Source organism: Sorangium sp. So ce327 (genome assembly GCF_051530205.1).
GTDB classification, from domain to species: Bacteria; Myxococcota_A; Polyangia; order Polyangiales; family Polyangiaceae; genus Sorangium; species Sorangium cellulosum_B.
This window is the reverse complement of sequence record NZ_CP150330.1, coordinates 2,069,567-2,090,002: the sequence shown is the minus strand read 5'-3', so window position 1 is coordinate 2,090,002 and position 20,436 is coordinate 2,069,567. Positions and strand designations below refer to the sequence as shown.

Genomic DNA, 20,436 nt, shown 5'->3' with positions numbered 1-20,436 from the left:
GCTCGCAGGCAGCGCGGCATGCAGCCCGCCGCGGCGCTCGAACAGAGCCTCGATCTCGCGGGTCGAGCCGCCTGTCGAGGCGAGCGCGAAGCCTTCGCCGACCGCGACGAACCCCTCGTCCCTCTCGAGCACCTGTGCCGCCTGGCGAGGGAAGCGAAAACGCAGCTCGTCACCCCCCGGCGGCCCGGCGTCGAGCGCGCATCCGAGGCCGCTCAGGAAGATCGCTCCGACGAGAAGCGCGGTGAGCCATATGGATGATGCGAAAGGTAAACCCCGAAGCACGAAACGGACACGCGTCATGGATACTCCCCTGGCAGGAAGAAAAGCCCATCAGGCCCCCATGGTATGGAGCGCGATGAGGCTTGCGATCGAGAGCGGTCGGGGATCGCACGCCGCACACGGAGACGCAGACCTCGGCTTCCCGCCAAATGCGCCATCGCGGCTCGCGTCCCCGGCGCGGATGCCCCCTTCTCGATCAGAAAAATCAGAAGTTGATGTAAATCTGAAAGGCAGCCCACATCATTTGGTCGATTCGCTTCTAGCGGTCAAGTTCAAATTTCCGCCACGTTGAGCGACGCTCCGCGCGCTTCGGGTGCGAACAGACGCAAAGGTCGCCTCTCCAGAGGCTCGCGACCCCATGCACGCCGCCACGCGCACCGCATCCAGACGCGTCCTTCACGCGCTCGACACGCGAGAGCGGCACGAAGGCCAAGCGTGCATGTACACGAGCGCCCCGCCCTTGTCGTCGAACGCGGCGTGCGGCCTGTATCAAACCTGTTGGCATTGTCCGCCCCGGCGACAGGCTCAGCCCCGTCGAGGTGCGGCGCTCAGCGCCCGCCGACCATCGCGCCGCAGTGGAATCGAGCGGCACGCGATCGCCGCGGGCGACCCCTTACGCGGCGCTCCCGCGCTTCACGTCGTACCGGAGGAGCGAGACGCCGTTCGCGTACGACGTCGCGCCGAGGAGCGCCAGCTCGACCTTCCTGGAGCTGCCGCCGAAGAGCCGGACCCCGTGCCCGAAGACGATGGGATTCACCTTGAGGACGAGCTGATCGATGAGGTCGTGATCGAAGAGGAAGCCGGCGAAGGCGCCGCCCCCGCAGAGATAGATATCGGTCCCGTCGCCCTCCTTCAGCCGCTTCAGGGCCGCGATCTCGTCACGGTCCACGACCTCCACCTCGGCGCCCTCGCCGAAGCGGAGGGTCTTCGAGAAGATGTAATGCGCCATGTGCGGGTAGGCTCGCTTCCCCGGGACGAGCCCGAAGGGATAGCCCGCCTCGTACGTCCTTCGCCCCATCACGACGGTGTCGTAGCCCTTCAGGCGCTCGACGTAATCGGCGGCGTGCTCTCCTTGCATCACCAAGCCGTCCACCGAGCCGTCCTCGTGCGAGATGAAGTTGTCGACCGTCACCGCGACGTCATAGACGATCTTTCTCATTCGAATCCTCCTTGAAACGCTGTCCTGAGCTCGCCGTGGGTCGGTCCATCGAGCGCACCAGGTCCTGGCGCGTCGAAGCCATTCTCATCGCGCAGCTCGCGCCGGCGCAACCAGAGAAAGCTCGCCGGGGGGCTGTCGAGCCCCTCTGGCTGGCGTTGTCACGAGTTCAGGCTGTTGTTGGATGCTCTGGTGCGCCTTGCGCGCTTCGCTGCGTCCGGCGCAGCGTGCTCCCCGGCTGGCCGGGGATCACTCGGCGATGTGGGTCAGCAACGAGCCGGCCACCGGCCTGTAGTTGCCGATCTCCATCGGCTCCGCGCCGGTCGTGAACTCGAACGGACCCACCACGTGGATCACCTCTCCACCGGAGCCGCCGCCTTCACCGCCCGCGCCGCCGACACCGGCCGAACCGCCTTCGCCGCCCGCGCCGCCGACGCCGGCCGTGCCGCCTTCGCCGCCCGCGCCGCCGACGCCGGCCGTGCCGCCTTCGCCGCCCGCGCCGCCGACGCCGGCCGTGCCGCCTTCGCCGCCCGCGCCGCCGACACCGGCCGTGCCGCCTTCGCCGCCCGCGCCGCCGACGCCGGCCGTGCCGCCTTCGCCGCCCGCGCCGCCGACGCCGGCCGTGCCGCCTTCGCCGCCCGCGCCGCCGGCGCCGGCCGTGCCGCCTTCGCCGCCCACGCCGCTCTCGCCGCCGGCGCCACCTTCGCCGCTCCACCCGCCTGCGCCACCCGCACCGCCGGCGCCGCCCTCGCCGCGCTCGCCGCTCGGTGCGGCGCCTCGCGCGGCGCTCGGAGTGCCGGGTTTCGTGACGGTGATGGAGTCGACGTAGACGACGGTCGGGTTGGTCCAGGGCCCGGTGCCGCCCGCCGTAAGCTGAAGTCCGATCAACTTCACCTCCTTGCGTTCGAAGGAGGGCTTCGACCCGGCCAACGCGTCGACATCGATCGTGATCTCTTGCCAGTCTGCCAGCCCGGCGATCGGATTCCACGAGTAGCCGATGTTCGCATAGGACCGGTCCACCCCGTTCTGCACGAACGGCTGCACGCCGCCGCTGGTGCCGGCGTGGGTCTTCACACGGAACGTGACCGTGCTCCCCGTCAGATCGACCACCGAGGCGAACTCGATGAAGAACTGCGTCGCGGTATTCGCGGTCGTGAACGGCACGGACAGCCGCGCGCAGCCGGAGCAACGCTCCTCCGGGACCGAGCCGCCGCCGCCTTCGCCCGAGCTGCCGCCGCCGCCAACACCCGGGCTGCTGCCGCCATCGCCCGAACCACCGCCGCCGTCGCTCGAACCGCCGCCGCCGTCGCTCGAACCGCCGCCGCCGTCGCTCGAACCGCCGCCGCCGTCGCTCGAACCGCCGCCGCCATCCGCGTTTGAACCGCCATCACCCGCGCCGCCGCCGCCGTCAGAGCCCGAGCTGGTCGAGCTCGACGACGTGCTGGAGGTGGACGAGCTCCCGCCGCCCGTCCCGCCCGCACCGCCGCTGCCGGTCGACTCGTCGTCACCGCAACCTGTCATGGCGAACGCGCCGACCAGCACCCCGTACGCCGCCAAAGAAAGAACTGATCTCATCGTGACCCCTCCTGGATAGGCCCCGGCGAGGCTGCGCGGCCGAAGCCGCCGTTCGCCGGAGCGGCTCTCACCGCACTCGATCTCTGCCGAGCCAGCCCCGCAAGGAGCGACATTATCCTGGACAGACGACTTTCTCAACAGCCCGGACGTGCGAATACGTCACCAGAACCCAACGCGCTTGGCATCGCCCGGCGCTGGCGCCGCTGCGAGCGCGGCAGCCACATGAGACCACCTGTGGAGTCGAGCAAAGCGGGGCGCGGCAGCCACACGAGACCACCTGTGGAGTCGAGCCCGAGCACAGCGCGGCATCCCGAGAGCGCCAATCAGCGCGCTCTCATGCCAATCGCTTCATCAGCGACCGTCGTCGCCGCGACGACGCCACCGAAAGCGCACCTCGTTCATTCAAGGCACCTCCGGACGCGGCAGCGCGCTCGGCTCGTCGAGCGTGCCGAGCCCCTCGCCGTCGCGCCCGGAACCGTCGTCAGATCGGTGCAGATGGATGCTTCAACACGTCTCGTGGACCTCCCTGACGGGGTACAAGGGCGCCACGGGATAGCCAGGGGTCACGGGGCGACGTGGGTCACCGTCGAGCCTTCCACGGGCTGGTAATTGTTGACCTCCATCGGCTCCTCGCTCGTCGTGAACTCGTACGGACCCATCACATGAATCACATCGACGCTGGGGCCGCCGCCTTCGCCGCCTTCGCCGCCTGCGCCGCCTGCGCCGCCTGCGCCGCCTGCGCCGCCTCCTCCGCTCGCGCTGCTGCTGCTCGCGCTGCTGCTGCTGCTCGCGCTGCTGCTGCTGCTCGCGCTGCTGCTGCTGCTCGCGCTGCTGCTGCTCGCGCTGCCGCCGCCTTCGCCGCCTTCGCCGCCCGCGCCTCCGGCCCCGGCCACCCCACCCGCGCCTCCTGCGCCGCTCATACCCCCGGCGCCGCCATCGCCGCTGGTGCCGCCCGCGCCTCCGGTGCCGCTCATCCCCCCGGCGCCGCCTTCGCCCCCGGCGCCGCCTTCGCCGCGCTCCCCGCTAGGGCCGAAGAAGAAGCGCTCGCTGCTCGGAGCCCCTTCGCCTGTGCCGGGTCTCGTGACCGTGACGTAGTCGACATCGACAACGGTCGGATTGGCCCAGGGCCCCGTGTTGCCCGCCGTGACCTGAACCCCGATCATCTCCACCACGGTGCGGTTGAAGGTGGTATTCGCCGGAGCCAGCGCATCGACATCGATCTTGAGATCCGTCCACTCTCCCAGGTCGACAAGCGCGTTCCACGAGTAGCCGATGTTCGCATAATTGAGATCGGCCCCGTTCTGCACGAACGGCTGCAGACCGCCGCTCGTGCCGGCACGGGTCCTCACGCGGAACGTGACGGTCGCGCCGGTCAGGTCGACCTGCTTGTGAAAGAAGATCATGAACTGCGTCGCCTGCATCGCCCTCGTGAGCGGCACGGAGAGCCGCGCGCAGCCAGGGCAGCCATCGCCCGGATCAACGACGCCTCCACCCGTACCGCCGCCGGCACCACCACCTGCGCCGCTATCACCGGTGGTCGCTCCGCCGCTCGTGCTGCTGTTCGCGCCCGTCAAGCCCGAGGATGTGCTCGGGGGGAAGGGGAAGCCCCCGCCCGTACCGTCCTCGATCGCGGGGTTGTCCGTGCAACCCATGAAGGCGAACGCGAAAACCAACAACCCACACCCCGCCGTAGAACGAACTGTTCTCATCCTAGCCCCTCCTAGATCCATCCCGCGAGGCCCCGCGGCCAATGCCGCCGTTCGCCTTCAGCGGCTCCGACCACGCCCGAGCTCCTCCGAGCCAAACAGCACCGGACGAGACTATCCTGGACAGAGCAACTTCTCAACAACACGGACGTGCGGATCCGTCGTTACAGTTCAGCTCATTTCGCGATCACCGACGCCGGCGCCAATGCGCGTGAAGAGGCCACATCATGCCACCTGCGAAGTCGCGTCCGGAGCGCGGGCGCCCGCCGGCGCCAGCGGCCGAGCTTCCCTGGCTGCTCGGCCGTGGTGCGGTGTCGAGGCGACCGCGGCGCGCGGCACCGAGAGAGAGAGAGCGGCCTCATCGGGGGCGCAGGGCTCAGCGCCCACCCGGCGACGGGGCGGCGGTGGGGTGGAGTAGCATCATGGCAATGGCGATCACATAAAACGAGAGGCCGACGAGCAGGAACGCGATGGCGACACGGTAGATCGTGGTCTTGCGATCGCGGTAGGCGAGCGAGGCGAAGACCCAGCCGCGCAGGTCGTCGCCCGGTTGCTCGGTGAGCCAGCGGATGTGCTGCACACCCCAGACGATCAGGGTCGCGGAGAGCAGGACGATCGCCACGCCGGCGATGATCAGCCCCTGCGCGTGGGGGCTGGTGCCGGCGATGAGGCGGCCGGAGAAGCCGGTCGTGGTGATGACGATGCCGCACAGACCGATGAGCACCTGAGCGCGGTTGTGGAGCACGGCGAACTGCCGCTCCAGGATCCCGTGGATGACGTCCCAGGACCCGGCGCCCACGCGCTCGATGAGCCGGTCCGCCTCCTCCTCTCTCTCGATCTTCTTCATGGCAGGCGCCCTAGCACCGCGGCGCCCGCGCCTCATCACGCCGCGCCGCGCGCGCGACGAACAGGCCGAACGCCGCGCCCGTCAGCGCGACGAGGAGCGCGCCCGAGGCCCACAGCACGGGGCGGTGCCCGTAGCGATCGACGCCCATCCCCACGACGGGCCCGAGCAGCACGAAGGCGAGGCGGAAGAGGAAGCTGCGGAGCGAGACGCAGCTCGCGCGATCCCCGTCGGGCGCGAGGCGCTGCTCCTCGTGGTGGAGCAGCGGCATGTGCAGCCCGCGCACGAGCGTCAGCAGGAAATAGAACGCGACCCCGAGCACGTGGCGCGAGAGCGCGAGGCCGAGGTACCCGATCGCGACCAGGACGACGCACGCGAGCAGCGTCCCCGTCATGCCGAGGCGGCGGCCGGCGCGCTCGCTCAGCATCGAGCCGAGCGCGGTGGTGAAGCTCGCGAGGGCCCACATGGGGCCAATCCACGCGACGGGGGCGCCGGCCTCGGTCGCGTACAGCGCCATGAGCCACGTCGGCAGGTACGACGCGAGCGCGAGCGCGACGCCGAGCAGCAGCACCGCGCGGAAGTCGGCGCGCTCGAACAGCGCGTCGCGCACGATCGCGCGCATGCGGCCCAGGTGGTCCTCGACCTTTGGCTCGGCGCGCCGGGTCTCGCCGAACCGGAGGGCGATCCCCGCCGCGAGCGCCCAGGCCGCGGCCTCCATCGCGAACGGCAGGCGGGACCAGCGCGCGTAAAGGAAGCCCGCGGCGAGCGCGGCGCTCCCCGAGGCGATCTGCGCGATCGACCGCATGCGTCCGTACCAGCGGGCGAACTCGTGCTCTTTGCCCTGCTCTCGCAGCGAGTCGAAGAGGAGCGCGGAGTCCGCCCCCGAGACGAGCGAGAACCCGACGCCGAGCACGAGCTCGGCGAGCAGCACCGACCAGAGCCCGCGCGAGAGCGCGTAGAGGACCCAGCCGGCGAGGATGCAAAAAGAGGCGATCACGAGCGCGCGTCGGTGACCCAGGCGATCGGCGATGTAGCCCGACGGGAACTCGAAGAGCGCGATGCTCAGGCTGAACGCGCCCTGCACGGCCATCATGGTGGCCACGCTCATGCCGATGTCCTGCGTCCAGAACAGCGGGAAGATGGCCGCCGGGAACATCAGCGATTGAACGCCGTGGTAGACGCAGATGCGCCAGGGGTTCTGCTGGACGGACGACATGGCGGGGAGTCGTTGCGCCTGCGCTGCCGCGGGCGCGCCGGACGCCTAGAACTCGGTCCCGATCATGTACCTGAGCTGCCCCGTCTTCAGCGAGAACACGTAGAGCGCCGTCCAGCTGGCGAAGAAGACGTCGTTCGCCGAGATCGAGATCCCGGACGAGACCTGCGACTTCTTGTGGACCTGCACGTCCCACAGCCGCTTGCCGGTGCCGGCCTCGAAGCAGGCGAGGCGCGTGCCGTCCTTGTGATCCTTCATGTCGTAAGGGACGACCAGGAACCCGCCTTCATAGGCCCCCGCATCCACCCCCGTCGGCCTCGTGGTCAGCGGGTCGACGCCGGGCACCACCATCTTCCAGAGGACCTTCTTCTTGTCCACCGCGGCCACCATGCCGACCTGGCTGCCCTTGCTCCGGCCGCCGAGCAGGAACCGCGGCCCGGGCCCGCTCGGGATGATCGCGCCGCTCACCGACATGCCCTCGACTTCATGTGACCCGGGCAGGCCGAGCTCGTCGAACTCGTGCCAGCGGGCGAACCGATAACCGGGCGCCTCTTCCTGGATCGAGCTCGGGACCGTCTTGCAGGCCGCGCCCTTCGCGAGCTCGCGCCGCGTCCCGCTCGCCGGATCGAGCCCGTGCTTCGCGTCGTCGACCGTCTCGACGACGATGACGCCGTCGCCCTGGCACAGCCGCCTCGCCTTCTCACCGAGCAACGCCGACCACGACGGCGTCCCGGTGCGCAGATCATAGGCCTGCGCCTTGCCGAGCGCGTCGATCGAGATCAGACGGCCGGAGACGATCGCGCGCCGCGCCTCGTGGTTGGCCGCGTCCTTGGTGAGCGCCGCCGTCTTCCAGATCGGCTTGCCGTCGCGCCCGTCGTAGGCCGCGATCCACTCCTCGCCGCCGGGGACGCTGCTCTTGCCGATCACGTCCGGCGCGCCGTCGCCGTTCACGTCGGCGAGCATGGGCCGATCGCTGAAGTACGTGTTCGGTCCCAGGCCGAGCAGCGGTGTCGACCGGCCCTTGGACGGCCCCGACGCGCTGAACATGAAGGCGCCGGCGGCCGCGCCGGCCACGACCATGGCCATGACGACCGACATCACGATGACCCCCGCCGCGTTGCTGGACGGCGGGGCGACCCGGACGACGTGCATGCCCTGCGGGATCGGCGCGGTGGTCGGCTTCCTGCCGCGATCGACGAGCGACCGCGCGCCGCAGTACTGGCAGGTGACTGCATCCATCGCCGGCTGAATCGGCAGCGGGGCGCCGCAGCGCGGACACCTGGAATCGACGATCCGAGCCATCGTCCCACTCTACACGAGCTCGCGACTGTCTATCTCTTCTTCTCGCTCTTCTTCTCGCGCTCACCCGGGGCCGCGCGCGACGCCGCGCGGCCCGAGGGCGGGGGCTCCAGCAGCGCCGCGCGGGTGAGCCCCATCCCACCGAAGCGCTCGGCCACCTCCGCCACGACGCCCTCGAGGCGCCGGCGGCGCTCGGAGGCGACAGGGAAGAGGCTCAGCGTCGGGCCGCCGGTCTCGCTCGTCAGGTCGCTCGCGGCGACGCCGACGAGCCGCACCGGCCGCGAGAGATCGAAGCGCGAGAGCAGCCCCTTCGCGCAGGTGTAGATCGAGTCCGTGTCGCTGACCGGCTCGGACAGCGTCGTCTGGCGCGTCCGCAGCGTGAAGTCCGAGTACTTGAGCTTCACCACCACCGCGCGGCAGGACAGGCCCGCCTTGAGCAGGCGCCGCGCCACGCGGCCCGACAGATCGAGCAGCCAGCGCTCGATCGGCTCCCTGCCCCGGAGGTCCTCCTCCACGGTCTCCTCCGCGCCGATCGACTCCGCCGCGCGGCCCGGGACGACCGCGCGCTCGTCGACGCCCGCGGCGAGCAGCCGCACGTGCTCTCCCCACGCGGGGCCGAGCAGCTCGTGGAGGCGCGGCGCGGGGCAACGCGCGAGATCACCGATCGTCGCGAGCCCCGCCGCGCGCAGCCGCTCGGCCGCGCGGGGGCCCACGCCCCACATGCGCTCGAGCGGCAGCGGCGCGAGGAACGCGGCGACGTCGCCGGGGACCACGACGAGGCCGTCGGGCTTCCGCAGGTCGCTCGCGATCTTCGCGGCGAACTTGCAGGGCGCGACGCCGGCGGAGGCCGTGAGCCCGGTCTCGTCGCGGATCGCGCGCTTGATCTGCGCCGCGATCGCCTCGCCGTCGCCGAAGAGCGCGCGGCTCGCGGTCACGTCGAGGAACGCCTCGTCGAGCGACAGCCCCTCCACGAGCGGCGTGAAGCGGCGGAAGATCGCGAAGACCTGCGCGCTCACCTCGGCGTAGCGGGCGTGCCGCACCGGCACGACGATCGCCTGCGGGCAGCGGCGGAGCGCCTCGACCATGGGCATCGCCGAGCGGGCGCCCGAGACGCGCGCCTCGTACGACGCGGCCGCGACGACGCCCCGCCGGGAGGCGCCGCCCACCAGGACGGGGCGGCCTCGCAGCGATGGATCGTCGAGCTGCTCGACCGACGCGAAGAACGCGTCCATGTCGATGTGGAGGATCTGTCGCATCGGTGCTGCTCTTCTGTACCGCCTCGCCGCCCGCGCGCCGCGGTGAATCGGGCCAGCCAGGCCGCGCGCGGGGCGGAATCATCCGTTGGCGCGCCCCGCGAGCCGCCCGGGTCGGGTCAGCCGCCGGGGGGGCCCAGGATCACCGGCCCTGGCGAGAGGACGTGGGTGCCGTTCATCAACCACACCGCAACCTGGCTCGTCCCCAGGCGTTGCCACACGACATCCGACATCAGATCGGCGTTGACGTCGCCGGCGGCGACCGCTGTCCAGCCGTCGCCGATCGGCCCGGGGATCACCGGCCCCGCGTCGAGGAGCTCGACGCCGTTCATCAGCCAGATCGCCACGAGGCCCCTCTCCTCGTTGGTCCAGAGCACGTCCGACATGCCGTCAGCGTTGAAGTCGGCCGCCCAGAGGACGTCCCATCCCTCGCCCATCGGCCCGGGGATCACCGGCCCCCGCCCGATGACCTCCGTGTTGCTCATCAGCCACACCGTCATCAGGTTGTGCACCTCGTCGTTCCAGATCACATCCGCGATGCGATCGAAGTTGAAGTCGGGTATGGGGCCGATCTCCCAGTCGCCGCCCGGCCCCGGGATGAACGGGCCCGGCGCGAGCAGCTGGACGCCATCCATCAGCCACACCGTCATCAGGTTCTGCTCCTCACTGTAAAAGAGCACATCCGAGGCGAGGTTGCGGTTGAAGTCGTTCGGCCGGATCACCCAGCCGTCGCCGCGCGGCCCGGGGAGCATCGGGCCCTGCGCGAACGGCCGGCCTCCGTCCGTCAGCCAGATCGTGATCAGGTCGCGCTCATCGTGACGCCAGATCACGTCCGCCAGGCCATCTTGGTTGAAGTCGTGCCCTATGGCGAACCAGCCTCCGCCGGGCGGCCCGCGAAGGGTCGGGCCCGGCGTGAGCAGCTGGACTCCGTCCATGAACCATACGGCCATGAGGCTGCGCTCGGGGTCGATCCAGAGCAAATCCTGCTTTCCGTCGAAATTATAGTCGATCACCTCGATGACCCGCCACCCGTAGGTGCTGGCCCGCTGCTCTGCGACCCCGAGGGTGGGCGTCGCAGCCGCCGCGGCTCCGCCCTCGTCGGGCAGGTCGACGCCGGCCGCGCAGCCGAGCACGGCGTGAATCGCAGCGGCGGCACACAGATACTTGCTCACGACCACAGGACTCGTCACGCTCGCCTCTCTTGCGCCGCGTGCGCGGCACGGCCGCCGATCCCGGGGGGATGCGCGACCTCGCCCGTGGGCACGCCGCTCACGCGCCTCGTGGGACGGCAAGCGGCGGTCCATCCGCGACCGGCGTTCGAGGGCGGCGCTCTCCGCCGCATTTCAATCCTATCGCAGCGAGCGCTCGGGCCCCCATGCGAGAGCGGTGGTCGCGGCCCTCGCTGGCTCCGTAGTACATTCTTTTCGAGCTCTCGAAGAATCGGAAAGAACGGTACAGAACCGGCTGCGCCTCAGAGCCGGAATTTGCGGCGTTCGCGACATAGCAAACCGTCCACGCAAGCCCGAGTGAGGATCCTGGGTGCCCCGGGGCATCCCGTCGCTCGGCAGCAGCCGTTGCAGCCTGGCGAGCCGGGCGCCCGCGCCGGAGCGGGGGGAGTGTGCCTCCAGTGCTCGAGCTCTGCCACGGGTGCAAGCAGTACGTGCTGCCAGGCACGACGAGTTGCCCTCATTGCGGCGGTGACGTCGCCGTGCTGGACTCACGCTACGCAGCCAACCTCGCCGACGCCGGAGCCGCAGCCGAGCGACTGCGACGGCTCCTCGAGTCGGCCCACCGCACGCCCGCTCCCAAGCGCGAGTAGATCATGCATTTCGTCCTCATTGGCGGGACTCGATTCCTTGGCCCAGCGGTGCTGCGGCGCGCCATGGAGCAACAGCATAGAGTGACCGTGGCGCATCGTGGGACACACGAGATCCCCGACCTGCCCCAGGTGGAGCATCTGCACGGCACGCGGGCGGAGCTGCTCGCGCCCGGAGCAGCGATCGAGCGCGCGCGCCCGGATGTCCTCGTCGATACGTTCGCCGGCGGTGCTACGGCCGAAAAGGCGACCTCACTCGCGGACTGCGCGCGACGCGCAGGAGTGCGGAAGGTCGTCGCGGTGAGCTCGATCGACGTCTACCGCTACCTCGTCCAGGCGGGCATCGGGGACGGTTCAGGACAATCCCTGCTCCCAGATACGCCGCTCCCGCTCACCGAAGACGCGCCCAAGCGAACGTCGCCGTATCCGGGAGCGCCGCCGAACCATGATAACGCGGCGATGGAGATGGCTCTCCGTGACAGCGCCGGCGATGTTACCGTGCTGCGGCCCGGGGCTATCTACGGGCCCAACGATCCTCGATCGCGGGCGTGGCCTTTGATCCGGAAGATCCGTTCGGGCACGCGCCGCCTGGAGCTGCCTGACCGCGGCGTCCAGGTAGTTCATCAGGTCGCGCTCGATCGCGTGGCCCGGTCCGTCATTGCAGCCGTCGAGCGTGCGCCGCGAGGCTTCTGGGCCTGCAATGTCGTCGACCCTTATACGTGGACATACGCTGGCCTCGCGGCCGTCATCGGACGTATGTTCGACTGGGAATGGGAGCCGGCGGTGGTTCCCTTCGCGGCGGTCGACCACCCCTACAAGGTGTCGAGCCCGGTCCTGATCAGCGATTGCCGGCTACGCGAAGTGCTCGGCGTGAATGAGCCCGATCCGCTGCAGGCGCTCGAAGAAGCGGTGCGCTGGCTGTGGGAGCACGGCCCCCCCGCAGACGCGACCTTTGCGGACGACTGACACGAGGCATCTCGAGGAACGGAACATTCCTCGACCTCCGATCCCTCCGTGCGCAGCTGCTTGCCTGGCACACGCCCGAGGAGCCGCTGGATGACCCAGCGATCGATCAGCTGCTCGATCTTCGCATAGAGAGCGTGGAAGCAGGCATTGTTCCGCTCAAACGAATCATTCAGTTCCCCGACGAATGCTCGACTTACGAGGGGGCGTCGTACGCCTCGATTCGACGCTTCTACCGGTAGGCCGCACCGCGACCAGGTGACGTCGTCTACGACCTTGGTGCGGGCTATGGCCGCGTCCTCCTTGATGGCGGATTCATCTGCCAGGCCACGCTCCGGGGCGTTGAACTCATCGCCGCGCGCGTGGAGGAGGCGAACCGCGTGTCGCCGTCCGCCTGGTCGAGGAAGCTCCTGACGCGCATGCAGTGCTCAGGCTGGGGCGAGGCGACCCGATCCAGAATTGCGCAAGCGTCGCCGCCTGGAGAGCTCCGCCCCTCCTTTGCAGCGTGATGCCGGTGCGAGCGCTATGCCTGGCAGCAGAAGGTCGACGGCTCTGCCGGCAGCAGCTCGCCGGTGGGCTCACCGCCGCTCGGGGCGCAGCCGCCGGGATCCACGGCCACGACCTCCGCCGACTTGCTGCCGAGGGCGACGCCGGGCGGCGTGACCCCGCAGAATGGCGTCGTCGAGCTCACGACGGCCGACACGAGCAACGCCCCGCATGCGCCGTCGCTGTAGGCCGACGCCATGACGGTGCACGACGCGCCCTCCAGCTCCCCGCAGCCGCACTCGGAGCAGCCGCGCGTGTCGTCGGCGCCGCCGTAGAAGACGTGCCTGTCCACGTACGGCGCCTCGCACGTCACGTCGCCCTCGTGGAAGACGCACGTCAGGAAGCCGCCGGGCGGCGGGACCCCGGGCTGGTCCGGCGAGGGCATGCAGGTGCTCCGGTCGCCCAGGCACTCCGTGTAGGCGCCGGGCACGCAGGCGAGCGCCCGGGTCTGCCACGGATCGAGGAGCGCCGGAGGCGGGGGCTCGTCGACCCTCGGCGTGCAGGCGGCGGTGACCAGCACGGCGGGCGCGTCGATCGAGATCGACTTCACACACGGCTGCCCGCCGCAGTCCTGGCCCGCGGGGATGGCGTTCTCGGCGGTGCAGGCGCCGTCCCAGCCGCCGGGCGCCGCGAAGGTGGTCTCGACGCTGCCGGGGTCGCCGGAACACGTCGTCGAGGTCGAGGTGTGCGCCGACCAGCCCAGCGGAAGCTGGCACGAGGCTGTAGCCGCCTCCGGGGGATCGCACAGGCAGGACGCGCAGGCGAGCGGCGCGGGCACCAGGTCGGCGAACCCCTCGTAGCCGACGTTCGGCGCGGCGGCGGGGCATGCGGGTACCTGGTCCCGCGGGCCGAACCAGAGGAGCGCCGGTCCGAACCAGCCGAGCGGCGCCGGTGGGACGCAATCGCCGGCGCAGGCAGTCTCGTCGCCGCCGCCTGCACCGCCGCCCCCGCCTGCGCCCCCATCCCCGCCGTCGCCTGCATCGCCCGTGCCTGCCTCGGGATAGGGGCACGCCGAATGCTGGCCCAATTCCCTTGGCTGACACGGGCCTTCGATGGTCGGAGTTTCGCCGCAGCCCGATAGCAACAGAAGACCGACCATCGAGGAGGAGCAGATGCGCATGCCGCGCAGACTACCCGAAGCCAATGCAAGCGCACAATTGGCTTCTTTCTTCGTGCTTCCACCGCGCTCGTCATTCCCATCTCCTTTTCGAGATTCTCACCCGATGTTCTCGGCCGGATGTTCTTTTTTCCGAGCGCCAGTCAGTTCGTGGCCGTAATGCCTAGCCCGAAGACGCCACCGAGCGGCGGTGACATCCAAAAGACGGCGGCTGGCGTAGCTCTGTCGTACGGTCTACGCCTGAGCCCCGCATCGTCCACAATCCAGGTCGCCTCGGCATACCCGAGCACGGACCACCTGCCGGAGAGGGGCCACTCGGCACCGAGCCGCGCCCCGAAGCCGAAGAGAACATCGCTGCGCGAGCGCATGGTCCACGGGTCCCGAGGGGTAAAGCGAACTGCACCGAGGGTGGCGAGCCCGCATCCGAACAGCAGGCGGCCGCGATGGCAGGCCACAGTAGCGGCTGTGAACGCCCTGGTGCCGACGGGCACCGCTTCCACCTCCTGCGCCAGGGCTACGAACCCCCTCCCCTCCACTGCGACCGACCACTCAGACCAGCGAGCGCCCGCGGACAGCGTCATCCCGGCCGCCACCCCCGGCGTGATCCCCAGGCCCAGCGTCGCCCCGAGCCCCGCTTCGAGCCGCAACCGCTCCGGCGGAGCCGGCGCCGCCTCCGGCCGGAAGGACCCCAGTGGCAGCTCGGCCGGCCGAGGTGGCTCCGGCGAGGCACGCTGCGCTTGCGGGGGCGATGCCGCGGGCGGCGAGGAGGGCTCCGGCGACGAGGGCTCGGGCGGCGGGGATGCCGGCTCCGGCGCGCTCAGCACGCGCGCCACGATCGCCAGGACCACGCCGGAGAGCAGCTCCTCGCAGCCGCTCCGGGTGCCGAACCCATCAGCCCACCGGGTATCGCCCGCGCCGTCGCGCAGCGCCAGCAAGGCGGTGAGCTCCGGCCCCTCCTGCGCGATGCGGACCGTGAGCACCTGCGGCGCGTCGTCCTGGAACGGGTCGGCGCCGAGCCGGCGCGCCACCTCCGCGCGCAGGAACGCGTCGCCAGGGCAGCTTTCGGTGCCCGGGCCTCGCACGACCTCGATCCGCATCGCCGCGCGCGGCGCGTCCGGCGCGGCGCGGGCATCCCCGGCGCCGAGAAGGACGGTGGCCGCCACCACGGCAGAGCGCGCCGAGCGCCCCGAGCGCCCCGAGCGCGCCGCGCTCCGGAGCGGTCCGGTGGCGCAGAGGCCGCGGGCCGTTCGCGCGCCGAGCCCCGGTCTCGCTCTCGCCCTGGACCGGCTCATCGCGCCGGCTCTCTTCCTGACGCGCCCGGCTCCGGATGGGCGAGGCGCGCCTGGGCCGCCGTGCGAAGCTGCTCTCGTACGGACTTCAGCCGGCCTGCGGGGAACCGCGCCTCGTGCGCGGCGAGCTGCCGGAGCGCCCCGGCGGGATCGCCCGTGGAGAGGCGCTCTTGCGCCGCCGCGAGCAGCCGGCGCTCCTCCACGAAGGCGTCCTCCCGCGCGCCCGCCGGCGGCGCCGCCCGCGGCGGGGCCGGGCACGGGCGCGCGGGCGCGTCGACCGCCGGCGCCGCCGGCCGCGGTTCCGGGGTTTGCTGCGATGGCTGCAGCGGGGGTGCTGCAAGGCCGGCGCCGGTCGCGGGGAGCTCATAGGCCATCGCCGCCTCGAAGCGGCGAGCCCAGAGGGGCCGCGGCGGGGCGAGGGCGAGCAGCACGGCCGCGGTCCCGGCGCCGCCCGCCGCAGCGGCGCCGAGGGTGCGGCCGAGCCGGGCGAGCCACGATCGCAGGCCCGGGCCGGCAGGCGCGTGCGGCACGCCGGCCGGCGGTGAGGCGGCGCTCGCGCCGTCGTCGCGCACAAGGAAGTCGGACGCCAGGGGAAACACGAGCCAGCAGGCGCGCAGCGCCTGTCGCCGCTCCGGGCGCAGCCGCTTGACGGCGGCACGGTAGTCCTCGCGGGCAAGGCGCAGCCGGTTGCTGGCGGTGTTGTAGTTGAGGCCGAGCTCGCGCGCGATGTCGACGAGCGGCACCTCGTAGGCCTCGTGAAGGACCAGGAGGACTCGCCGCTCGGGCGCGATCGTCAAGAGCACCTCCCTCGCGACCTCCAGCCGCTCTTGCTCCGCGATGCGCTCCTCGCTGAGCGGCGCGGGATCGATGGCCTGGTAGCGCGACCCCGGACGGAGGCCGTCCGGCACCTCGCGGCGGCGGTAGGCGCGGTCCAGGTGGTGGCTGACCTTTCGCCACGCGATCCCGAACACCCAGCGGGCCTCGGGGCTGCTGTGCTGGCGCCGGCCGTCCCGGCGCGGCGGATGGCTGGCGATCCACGCCTCGCGCTCCGGCGGGGACCAGGCGGGGTCGAACCGATCCAGGCTCTCGTACGCCGCGAGCAGGACCTCTTGCAACACGTCGTCGATGTCGGCCTCGACGACCCCCAGGAGCCGAAGCGCGCGGGGGAGAATTTCCGCCGCGGCAGCGTGAACGGAATTCCATGTGTGATCGCGGGAGGAGCCTTCAGAGGGGAAAAGAAGTGCGCTCATATTCTGAAATTGCGGGGAGGTTTCCGGGTCGTTTGTAAAATGCGCCGCCCGGTGCGCGGGGTTGGAGGCGCGCCGCCCGCGGTGGGAGGCGCCCCGGTCCGCCGCGGTCGTCCCTGGCTAGCTCCGCTGCCCTCGGCGCACCGGACACGGTCGCCCCTGCCTGGCTCGGCTGCCTCCGGCGCACGGACACGGTCGTCCCAGGCTAGCTCCGCTGCCCCCGGCGCACCGGACACGGTATTCCTGGGGCAGCCCCGCTGCCCGAGGCCGCAGACAGGCGAGCGCGCGCGTTCGCGCTGCTCGTGCGCGCCGATGACCAGACCCGGCGCGCCGTCGCCTACCTGCGGTGGGACGAGGGGGATGCCGACACGATCGCGCCGTCGCTCTACAAGGGCCGTGGCCGCGCGGCGTCGTCCAGCGACACCGCTGCTGCGCCGGACGACGCCGCGCCGCCCGGCGCTGCACCGGCGGGCACGCCGGCGCCAGCGGCGCCCAGCGCAGCGCCCAACGGCGCACCGCCGCTCAACTAACACTATTGCGGGAAGTCGCCCCGGATCAGCAGAAAAACCGCCAAGGCCGCCAAGGTCGCCAAGGGGGGAGAGGGAAGGGGCATAGGCGTTAACCAAGATCGTTCGGTCACGTTACGCCTATGCCCCTTCATGCCAGGATCGACTCAAGGGCCCTTGAGCCGGTAGCCCACGCCTGGCTCCGTGATCAGGACCGACGGGCGCGCCGGATCGCGCTCCAGCTTGTGCCGGAGCTGCGCCATGTAGACGCGCAGGTAGTGCGCCTGCCCCGCGTAGGCAGGCCCCCACACCTCGCCGAGGAGCTGGCGATGGGTGAGGACCTTGCCCGCGTGCCGTATCAGCGTCGTGAGCAGCTTGTACTCGATGGGGGTCAGGTGGATCTCCTCGCCCGCCCGCAGCACGACCCGGCGCGCGAGATCGACCTCGATGTCCTGGATCGAGAAGCAATGGCCCTCCGCCGTCGCACCGCGCGCCGCGCTGGCGGCGTGGCGCAGCGCCACGCGCAGCCGCGCCAGGAGCTCGCCGGCGCTGAAGGGCTTGGTCAGGTAATCGTCGGCGCCGCCGTCCAGCGCGTCGATCTTGTCCTGCTCCTGACCGCGGGCCGACAGCACGATGATGGGGACGGCGCTCCACTCTCGGAGTCGCCGGGTCACCTCCAGGCCGTCCATGTCCGGGAGCCCCAGATCGAGGAGCACGAGATCCGGATTGCGCGTCGTCGCCTGGGCGATCCCGTCGCTGCCCGTCTCCGCCTCCACGAGCCGGTAGCCACGGGCCGCCAGCATCGCGCGGAGGAACCGGCGCATCTGCGGCTCATCCTCGATCAGCAGCACGAGAGGAGACGCTTCCGCCATCGCCCACCCACGATATCAAGCGCCCGCGGCCGCCGGCAGCTCCGGGGCGGCGAGGTGCGGCGGGCAGCCCTCGATGGGCAGCGTCACGCGGAAGGTCGCGCCCCCGTGAGGCCGGTTCTCCGCCGCGATCCGCCCGCCGTGCGCGGTCACGATGCCACGGCAGATCGTGAGGCCGAGGCCGATGCCCCGCTGCGTGTGGCCGCGCCCCCGGTAGAACTTCTCGAAGAGGCTCTCCTCCTCGCCGGGCGGTATGCCCGGACCGCGGTCCTTGATCTCGAGCGTGGCCACGTTCCCCTCGGTGAACCCCCGGATCCCGATCGGGCTGCCGGCGGGCGAGTACTTGAGCGCATTCTCGAGCAGGTTGATGAGCACCTGCTCGATCAGCACACCATCCATCGGGACGAGCTCCGTCGCCCGGTCGAGCTCGATCGAGACCTCCCGGCCTTGAAGGTGCTCCTCGACCCGGTTCAGCGCAGCCCCGACGACCTCCTCCAGCGGCAGCCACTCCTTCCTGACCGCGAGCGCCCCGGACTCGAGCCGCGTCATGTCCAGCAGGTTGCGCACGAGGCGCTCGAGCCGCTGCGCCTCCTCCAGCACCGTCTGCGTCAGATCGCGGCGAGCGGCCGGGTCGAGCGCCGCCCCGTCGTTGCCGTCATCGAGCAGCGCCCCCGCCGCGCCGGTGATGGTGGCGAGCGGCGTGCGCAGATCGTGCGAGACGGAGCTCAGGAGGGCGTTGCGGAGCTCCTCCGCCTGCGCCTTCAGCCGGGCGCGCTGGGCCTGCCTCGCGAGCAGGGCGCGCTCCAGCGCGAGCGCCGTCTGCGTGGCGAAGGCGCCGAGCAGCTCGCGCCGGCTCAGGTCGAGGAACGGCCACGGTCGGCTCGGGCGGACGCTGAGGACGCCGATCGGCCCGGAGGAGCCCTGGAGCGGCAGGTGCATCGCGCTCGCGCTCGGGAGCGTATCGGTGCCGGCGCCCGCGGCCTTGCCGCGCGCATACGCCCACTCCGCGACCGCCCGCTCCTGCTCCCCCGGGACCAGATCCTCGGCCGTGCCCGCCCGGACGGCGAGGCGCCCGTCGGGGCCGGGCAGGAGGACGACGGCGTCAGCCTCGAAGACCTCGCGCACATGGCGCGCGGCAGCCAGGCTGAGCTTGTCGAGGCCGCGCAGGGCGGCCAGCTCCCGGCTCATCGCGTAGAGCGCCGCGGTGCGCTGCTCGCGCTCGCCGGCGCTCTCGGCCTGGCCGCGGATGCGCGCGGTGAGGCTGGCGATGACGAGGCCCACGCACAGCATGATGGCGAACGTGAGGAGGTAGCGGAGGTCGCCGACCGCGAAGGTCAGGTACGGCTTGACGAAGAAGAAATCGAAGGCGGCGACGCCGAGCACCGACGCGAGCACCGAGGGCCCGGCGCCGAAGCGGCTCGCGACGAAGACGACCCCGAGCAGGTACACCATGATCAGGTTCGCCAGGTCGGAGAACGGGTGCATGAGCCACGAGACCAGCGTGCAGATCACGGCCGCGCACGCGCCCGAGGCGTAGGCCAGCGGACGGAGCCCGCGCCGCTCCGGCGGCCCGGGCTCCGGCTTCGCCGCCTCCGCCACCCCCTGGATGACGTGGACGTCGATGTCGCCGCTCTGCCGCACGAGATCGTCGAGCAGCGAGCCGTAGACGAAGTCCTTCCAGCGGGGGTGGGTCGGCTTGCCGACGACGATCTTGCTGACGTTGTGCTGCCTGGCGTACCGCAGGACCTCCCCGGCGACCTCCCCGCCGTGGAGCTGGACCGTGGTGGCGCCGAGGCGCTCGGCGAGCGCGAGGTTCCGGTCGACCCGCGCGCGATCGGCCTCGGACAGCCGCGCCTGGGCGGGCGTCTGCACGTAGACCGCGTGCCACTCTGCCTTCAGGCCGCCGGCCATCCGCCGCGTCGCCCGGATGAGCCGCGCCGACATGGGGCTCGGGCCGACGCAGACGACGATCCGCTCGGCGACGGCCCACGTCTTCTGGATCCCGTGGGCGCGCATGTAGCCGCGCATCTGGTCGTCGACGCGCTCGGCGGTGCGCCGCAGGGCGAGCTCGCGCAGGGCGATGAGGTTGCCCTTGCGGAAAAAGTTGCTCGCCGCGCGCTCGATCTGCTCCGAGAGGTAGACCTTGCCCTCGCGCAGCCGCTCGAGGAGGTCGTCCGGGGGAAGGTCGATGAGCTCGATCTCGTCGGCGCGCTCGATCATCGAGTCGGGTACCGTCTCCCGGACCACGACGCCGGTCACCTGGGCCACCACATCGTTCAGGCTCTCGATGTGTTGGACGTTGACGGTGGTATGGACGTCGATCCCGGCGTCGAGCAGGTCCATGACGTCCTGCCAGCGCTTCGGGTGCCTGAGCCCCGGCGCGTTCGTGTGCGCGAGCTCGTCGACGACGAGGAGCTGCGGCCGGCGCTTCAGCGCGGCCTCGAGGTCGAAATCGCGCAGCGTCGTGCCGCGGTGCTCGACCTCGATCGCCGGCAGGCGCGGCAGCGGCGGGGGCTCGTCGAGGAGCGCCTCCGTCTCGGCGCGACCGTGCGTCTCGACCCACCCGACGACGACGTCGACCGCTTCCTCGCGGAGCGACCGCGCCGCCTCCAGCATCGCGTACGTCTTGCCGACGCCGGGCGCGGCGCCGAAGAAGATCTTGAGCTTGCCCTTCTTCCCGCGCTCCTCCTCCTCGCGGGCCGCGGCGAGCAGCGCCTCGGGATCCGGCCGATCGTCGCTTGCGTCCACCACCTCGCGC

Annotated in this window: 16 protein-coding genes; 3 read left to right on the top strand and 13 right to left on the bottom strand. The window is 71.4% G+C overall.

The genetic code is table 11. From position 1 onward, the window contains the following. The first annotated feature begins 18 nt into the window (after positions 1 to 18). Complete coding sequence (locus WME95_RS07845) at positions 19 to 258, top strand: hypothetical protein (protein WP_437907791.1); 240 nt, start codon at positions 19 to 21, stop codon at positions 256 to 258. Positions 259 to 892: 634 nt separating this feature from the next. On the opposite strand, the gene WME95_RS07840 is transcribed toward WME95_RS07845, so the two are convergent. The 8 genes from WME95_RS07840 to WME95_RS07805 all read right to left on the bottom strand — a co-directional run bounded on the left by WME95_RS07840 (position 893) and on the right by WME95_RS07805 (position 10,497). Next, positions 893 to 1,438, bottom strand: coding sequence for a dihydrofolate reductase family protein (locus WME95_RS07840; protein WP_437907790.1), 546 nt, complete (start codon positions 1,436 to 1,438; stop codon positions 893 to 895). Between the two features lie 246 nt (positions 1,439 to 1,684). Further along, positions 1,685 to 3,010 (bottom strand): hypothetical protein, encoded by a 1,326-nt coding sequence (locus WME95_RS07835; protein ID WP_437907789.1) that lies wholly within the window; start codon positions 3,008 to 3,010, stop codon positions 1,685 to 1,687. Between the two features lie 563 nt (positions 3,011 to 3,573). After that, positions 3,574 to 4,683 carry a hypothetical protein gene (locus WME95_RS07830; protein ID WP_437907788.1) on the bottom strand — a complete coding sequence of 370 codons (1,110 nt, stop codon included), beginning with the start codon at positions 4,681 to 4,683 and terminating at the stop codon, positions 3,574 to 3,576. A gap of 409 nt (positions 4,684 to 5,092) precedes the next feature. After that, positions 5,093 to 5,563, bottom strand: coding sequence for a hypothetical protein (locus WME95_RS07825; RefSeq protein ID WP_437907787.1), 471 nt, complete (start codon positions 5,561 to 5,563; stop codon positions 5,093 to 5,095). A 10-nt stretch (positions 5,564 to 5,573) separates the two neighbouring features. Beyond that, positions 5,574 to 6,776, bottom strand: coding sequence for an MFS transporter (locus WME95_RS07820; RefSeq protein ID WP_437907786.1), 1,203 nt, complete (start codon positions 6,774 to 6,776; stop codon positions 5,574 to 5,576). 45 nt (positions 6,777 to 6,821) lie between these two features. Beyond that, complete coding sequence (locus WME95_RS07815) at positions 6,822 to 8,012, bottom strand: outer membrane protein assembly factor BamB family protein (protein ID WP_437907785.1); 1,191 nt, start codon at positions 8,010 to 8,012, stop codon at positions 6,822 to 6,824. A 92-nt stretch (positions 8,013 to 8,104) separates the two neighbouring features. Continuing rightward, positions 8,105 to 9,328, bottom strand: coding sequence for a DNA polymerase IV (locus tag WME95_RS07810; RefSeq protein WP_437907784.1), 1,224 nt, complete (start codon positions 9,326 to 9,328; stop codon positions 8,105 to 8,107). 116 nt (positions 9,329 to 9,444) lie between these two features. Further along, positions 9,445 to 10,497 (bottom strand): FG-GAP repeat domain-containing protein, encoded by a 1,053-nt coding sequence (locus tag WME95_RS07805; protein WP_437907783.1) that lies wholly within the window; start codon positions 10,495 to 10,497, stop codon positions 9,445 to 9,447. Positions 10,498 to 11,147: 650 nt separating this feature from the next. Between WME95_RS07805 and WME95_RS07800 the strand changes: the two genes are divergently transcribed. Then, entirely contained in the window at positions 11,148 to 12,107 is a 960-nt protein-coding gene (locus tag WME95_RS07800) for an NAD-dependent epimerase/dehydratase family protein (RefSeq protein WP_437907782.1), read from the top strand. A gap of 520 nt (positions 12,108 to 12,627) precedes the next feature. Here WME95_RS07800 and WME95_RS07795 read toward each other — a convergent pair. The 3 genes from WME95_RS07795 to WME95_RS07785 all read right to left on the bottom strand — a co-directional run bounded on the left by WME95_RS07795 (position 12,628) and on the right by WME95_RS07785 (position 16,174). Then, positions 12,628 to 13,677 carry a hypothetical protein gene (locus WME95_RS07795; protein ID WP_437907781.1) on the bottom strand — a complete coding sequence of 350 codons (1,050 nt, stop codon included), beginning with the start codon at positions 13,675 to 13,677 and terminating at the stop codon, positions 12,628 to 12,630. Positions 13,678 to 13,910: 233 nt separating this feature from the next. Then, complete coding sequence (locus WME95_RS07790; protein ID WP_437907780.1) at positions 13,911 to 14,933, bottom strand: hypothetical protein; 1,023 nt, start codon at positions 14,931 to 14,933, stop codon at positions 13,911 to 13,913. Positions 14,934 to 15,055: 122 nt separating this feature from the next. After that, complete coding sequence (locus WME95_RS07785) at positions 15,056 to 16,174, bottom strand: RNA polymerase sigma factor (protein ID WP_437907779.1); 1,119 nt, start codon at positions 16,172 to 16,174, stop codon at positions 15,056 to 15,058. Positions 16,175 to 16,605: 431 nt separating this feature from the next. Here WME95_RS07785 and WME95_RS07780 point away from each other — a divergent pair, with 431 nt between their 5' ends. Next, the gene (locus WME95_RS07780) at positions 16,606 to 16,833 is read left to right on the top strand and encodes a hypothetical protein (protein WP_437907778.1); all 228 of its coding nucleotides are present in this window, start codon (positions 16,606 to 16,608) and stop codon (positions 16,831 to 16,833) included. 143 nt (positions 16,834 to 16,976) lie between these two features. Here WME95_RS07780 and WME95_RS07775 read toward each other — a convergent pair whose 3' ends face one another. Beyond that, positions 16,977 to 17,681 carry a response regulator gene (locus tag WME95_RS07775; RefSeq protein ID WP_437907777.1) on the bottom strand — a complete coding sequence of 235 codons (705 nt, stop codon included), beginning with the start codon at positions 17,679 to 17,681 and terminating at the stop codon, positions 16,977 to 16,979. A gap of 15 nt (positions 17,682 to 17,696) precedes the next feature. Continuing rightward, complete coding sequence (locus WME95_RS07770) at positions 17,697 to 20,429, bottom strand: DUF4118 domain-containing protein (RefSeq protein WP_437907776.1); 2,733 nt, start codon at positions 20,427 to 20,429, stop codon at positions 17,697 to 17,699. Positions 20,430 to 20,436: the final 7 nt, after the last annotated feature.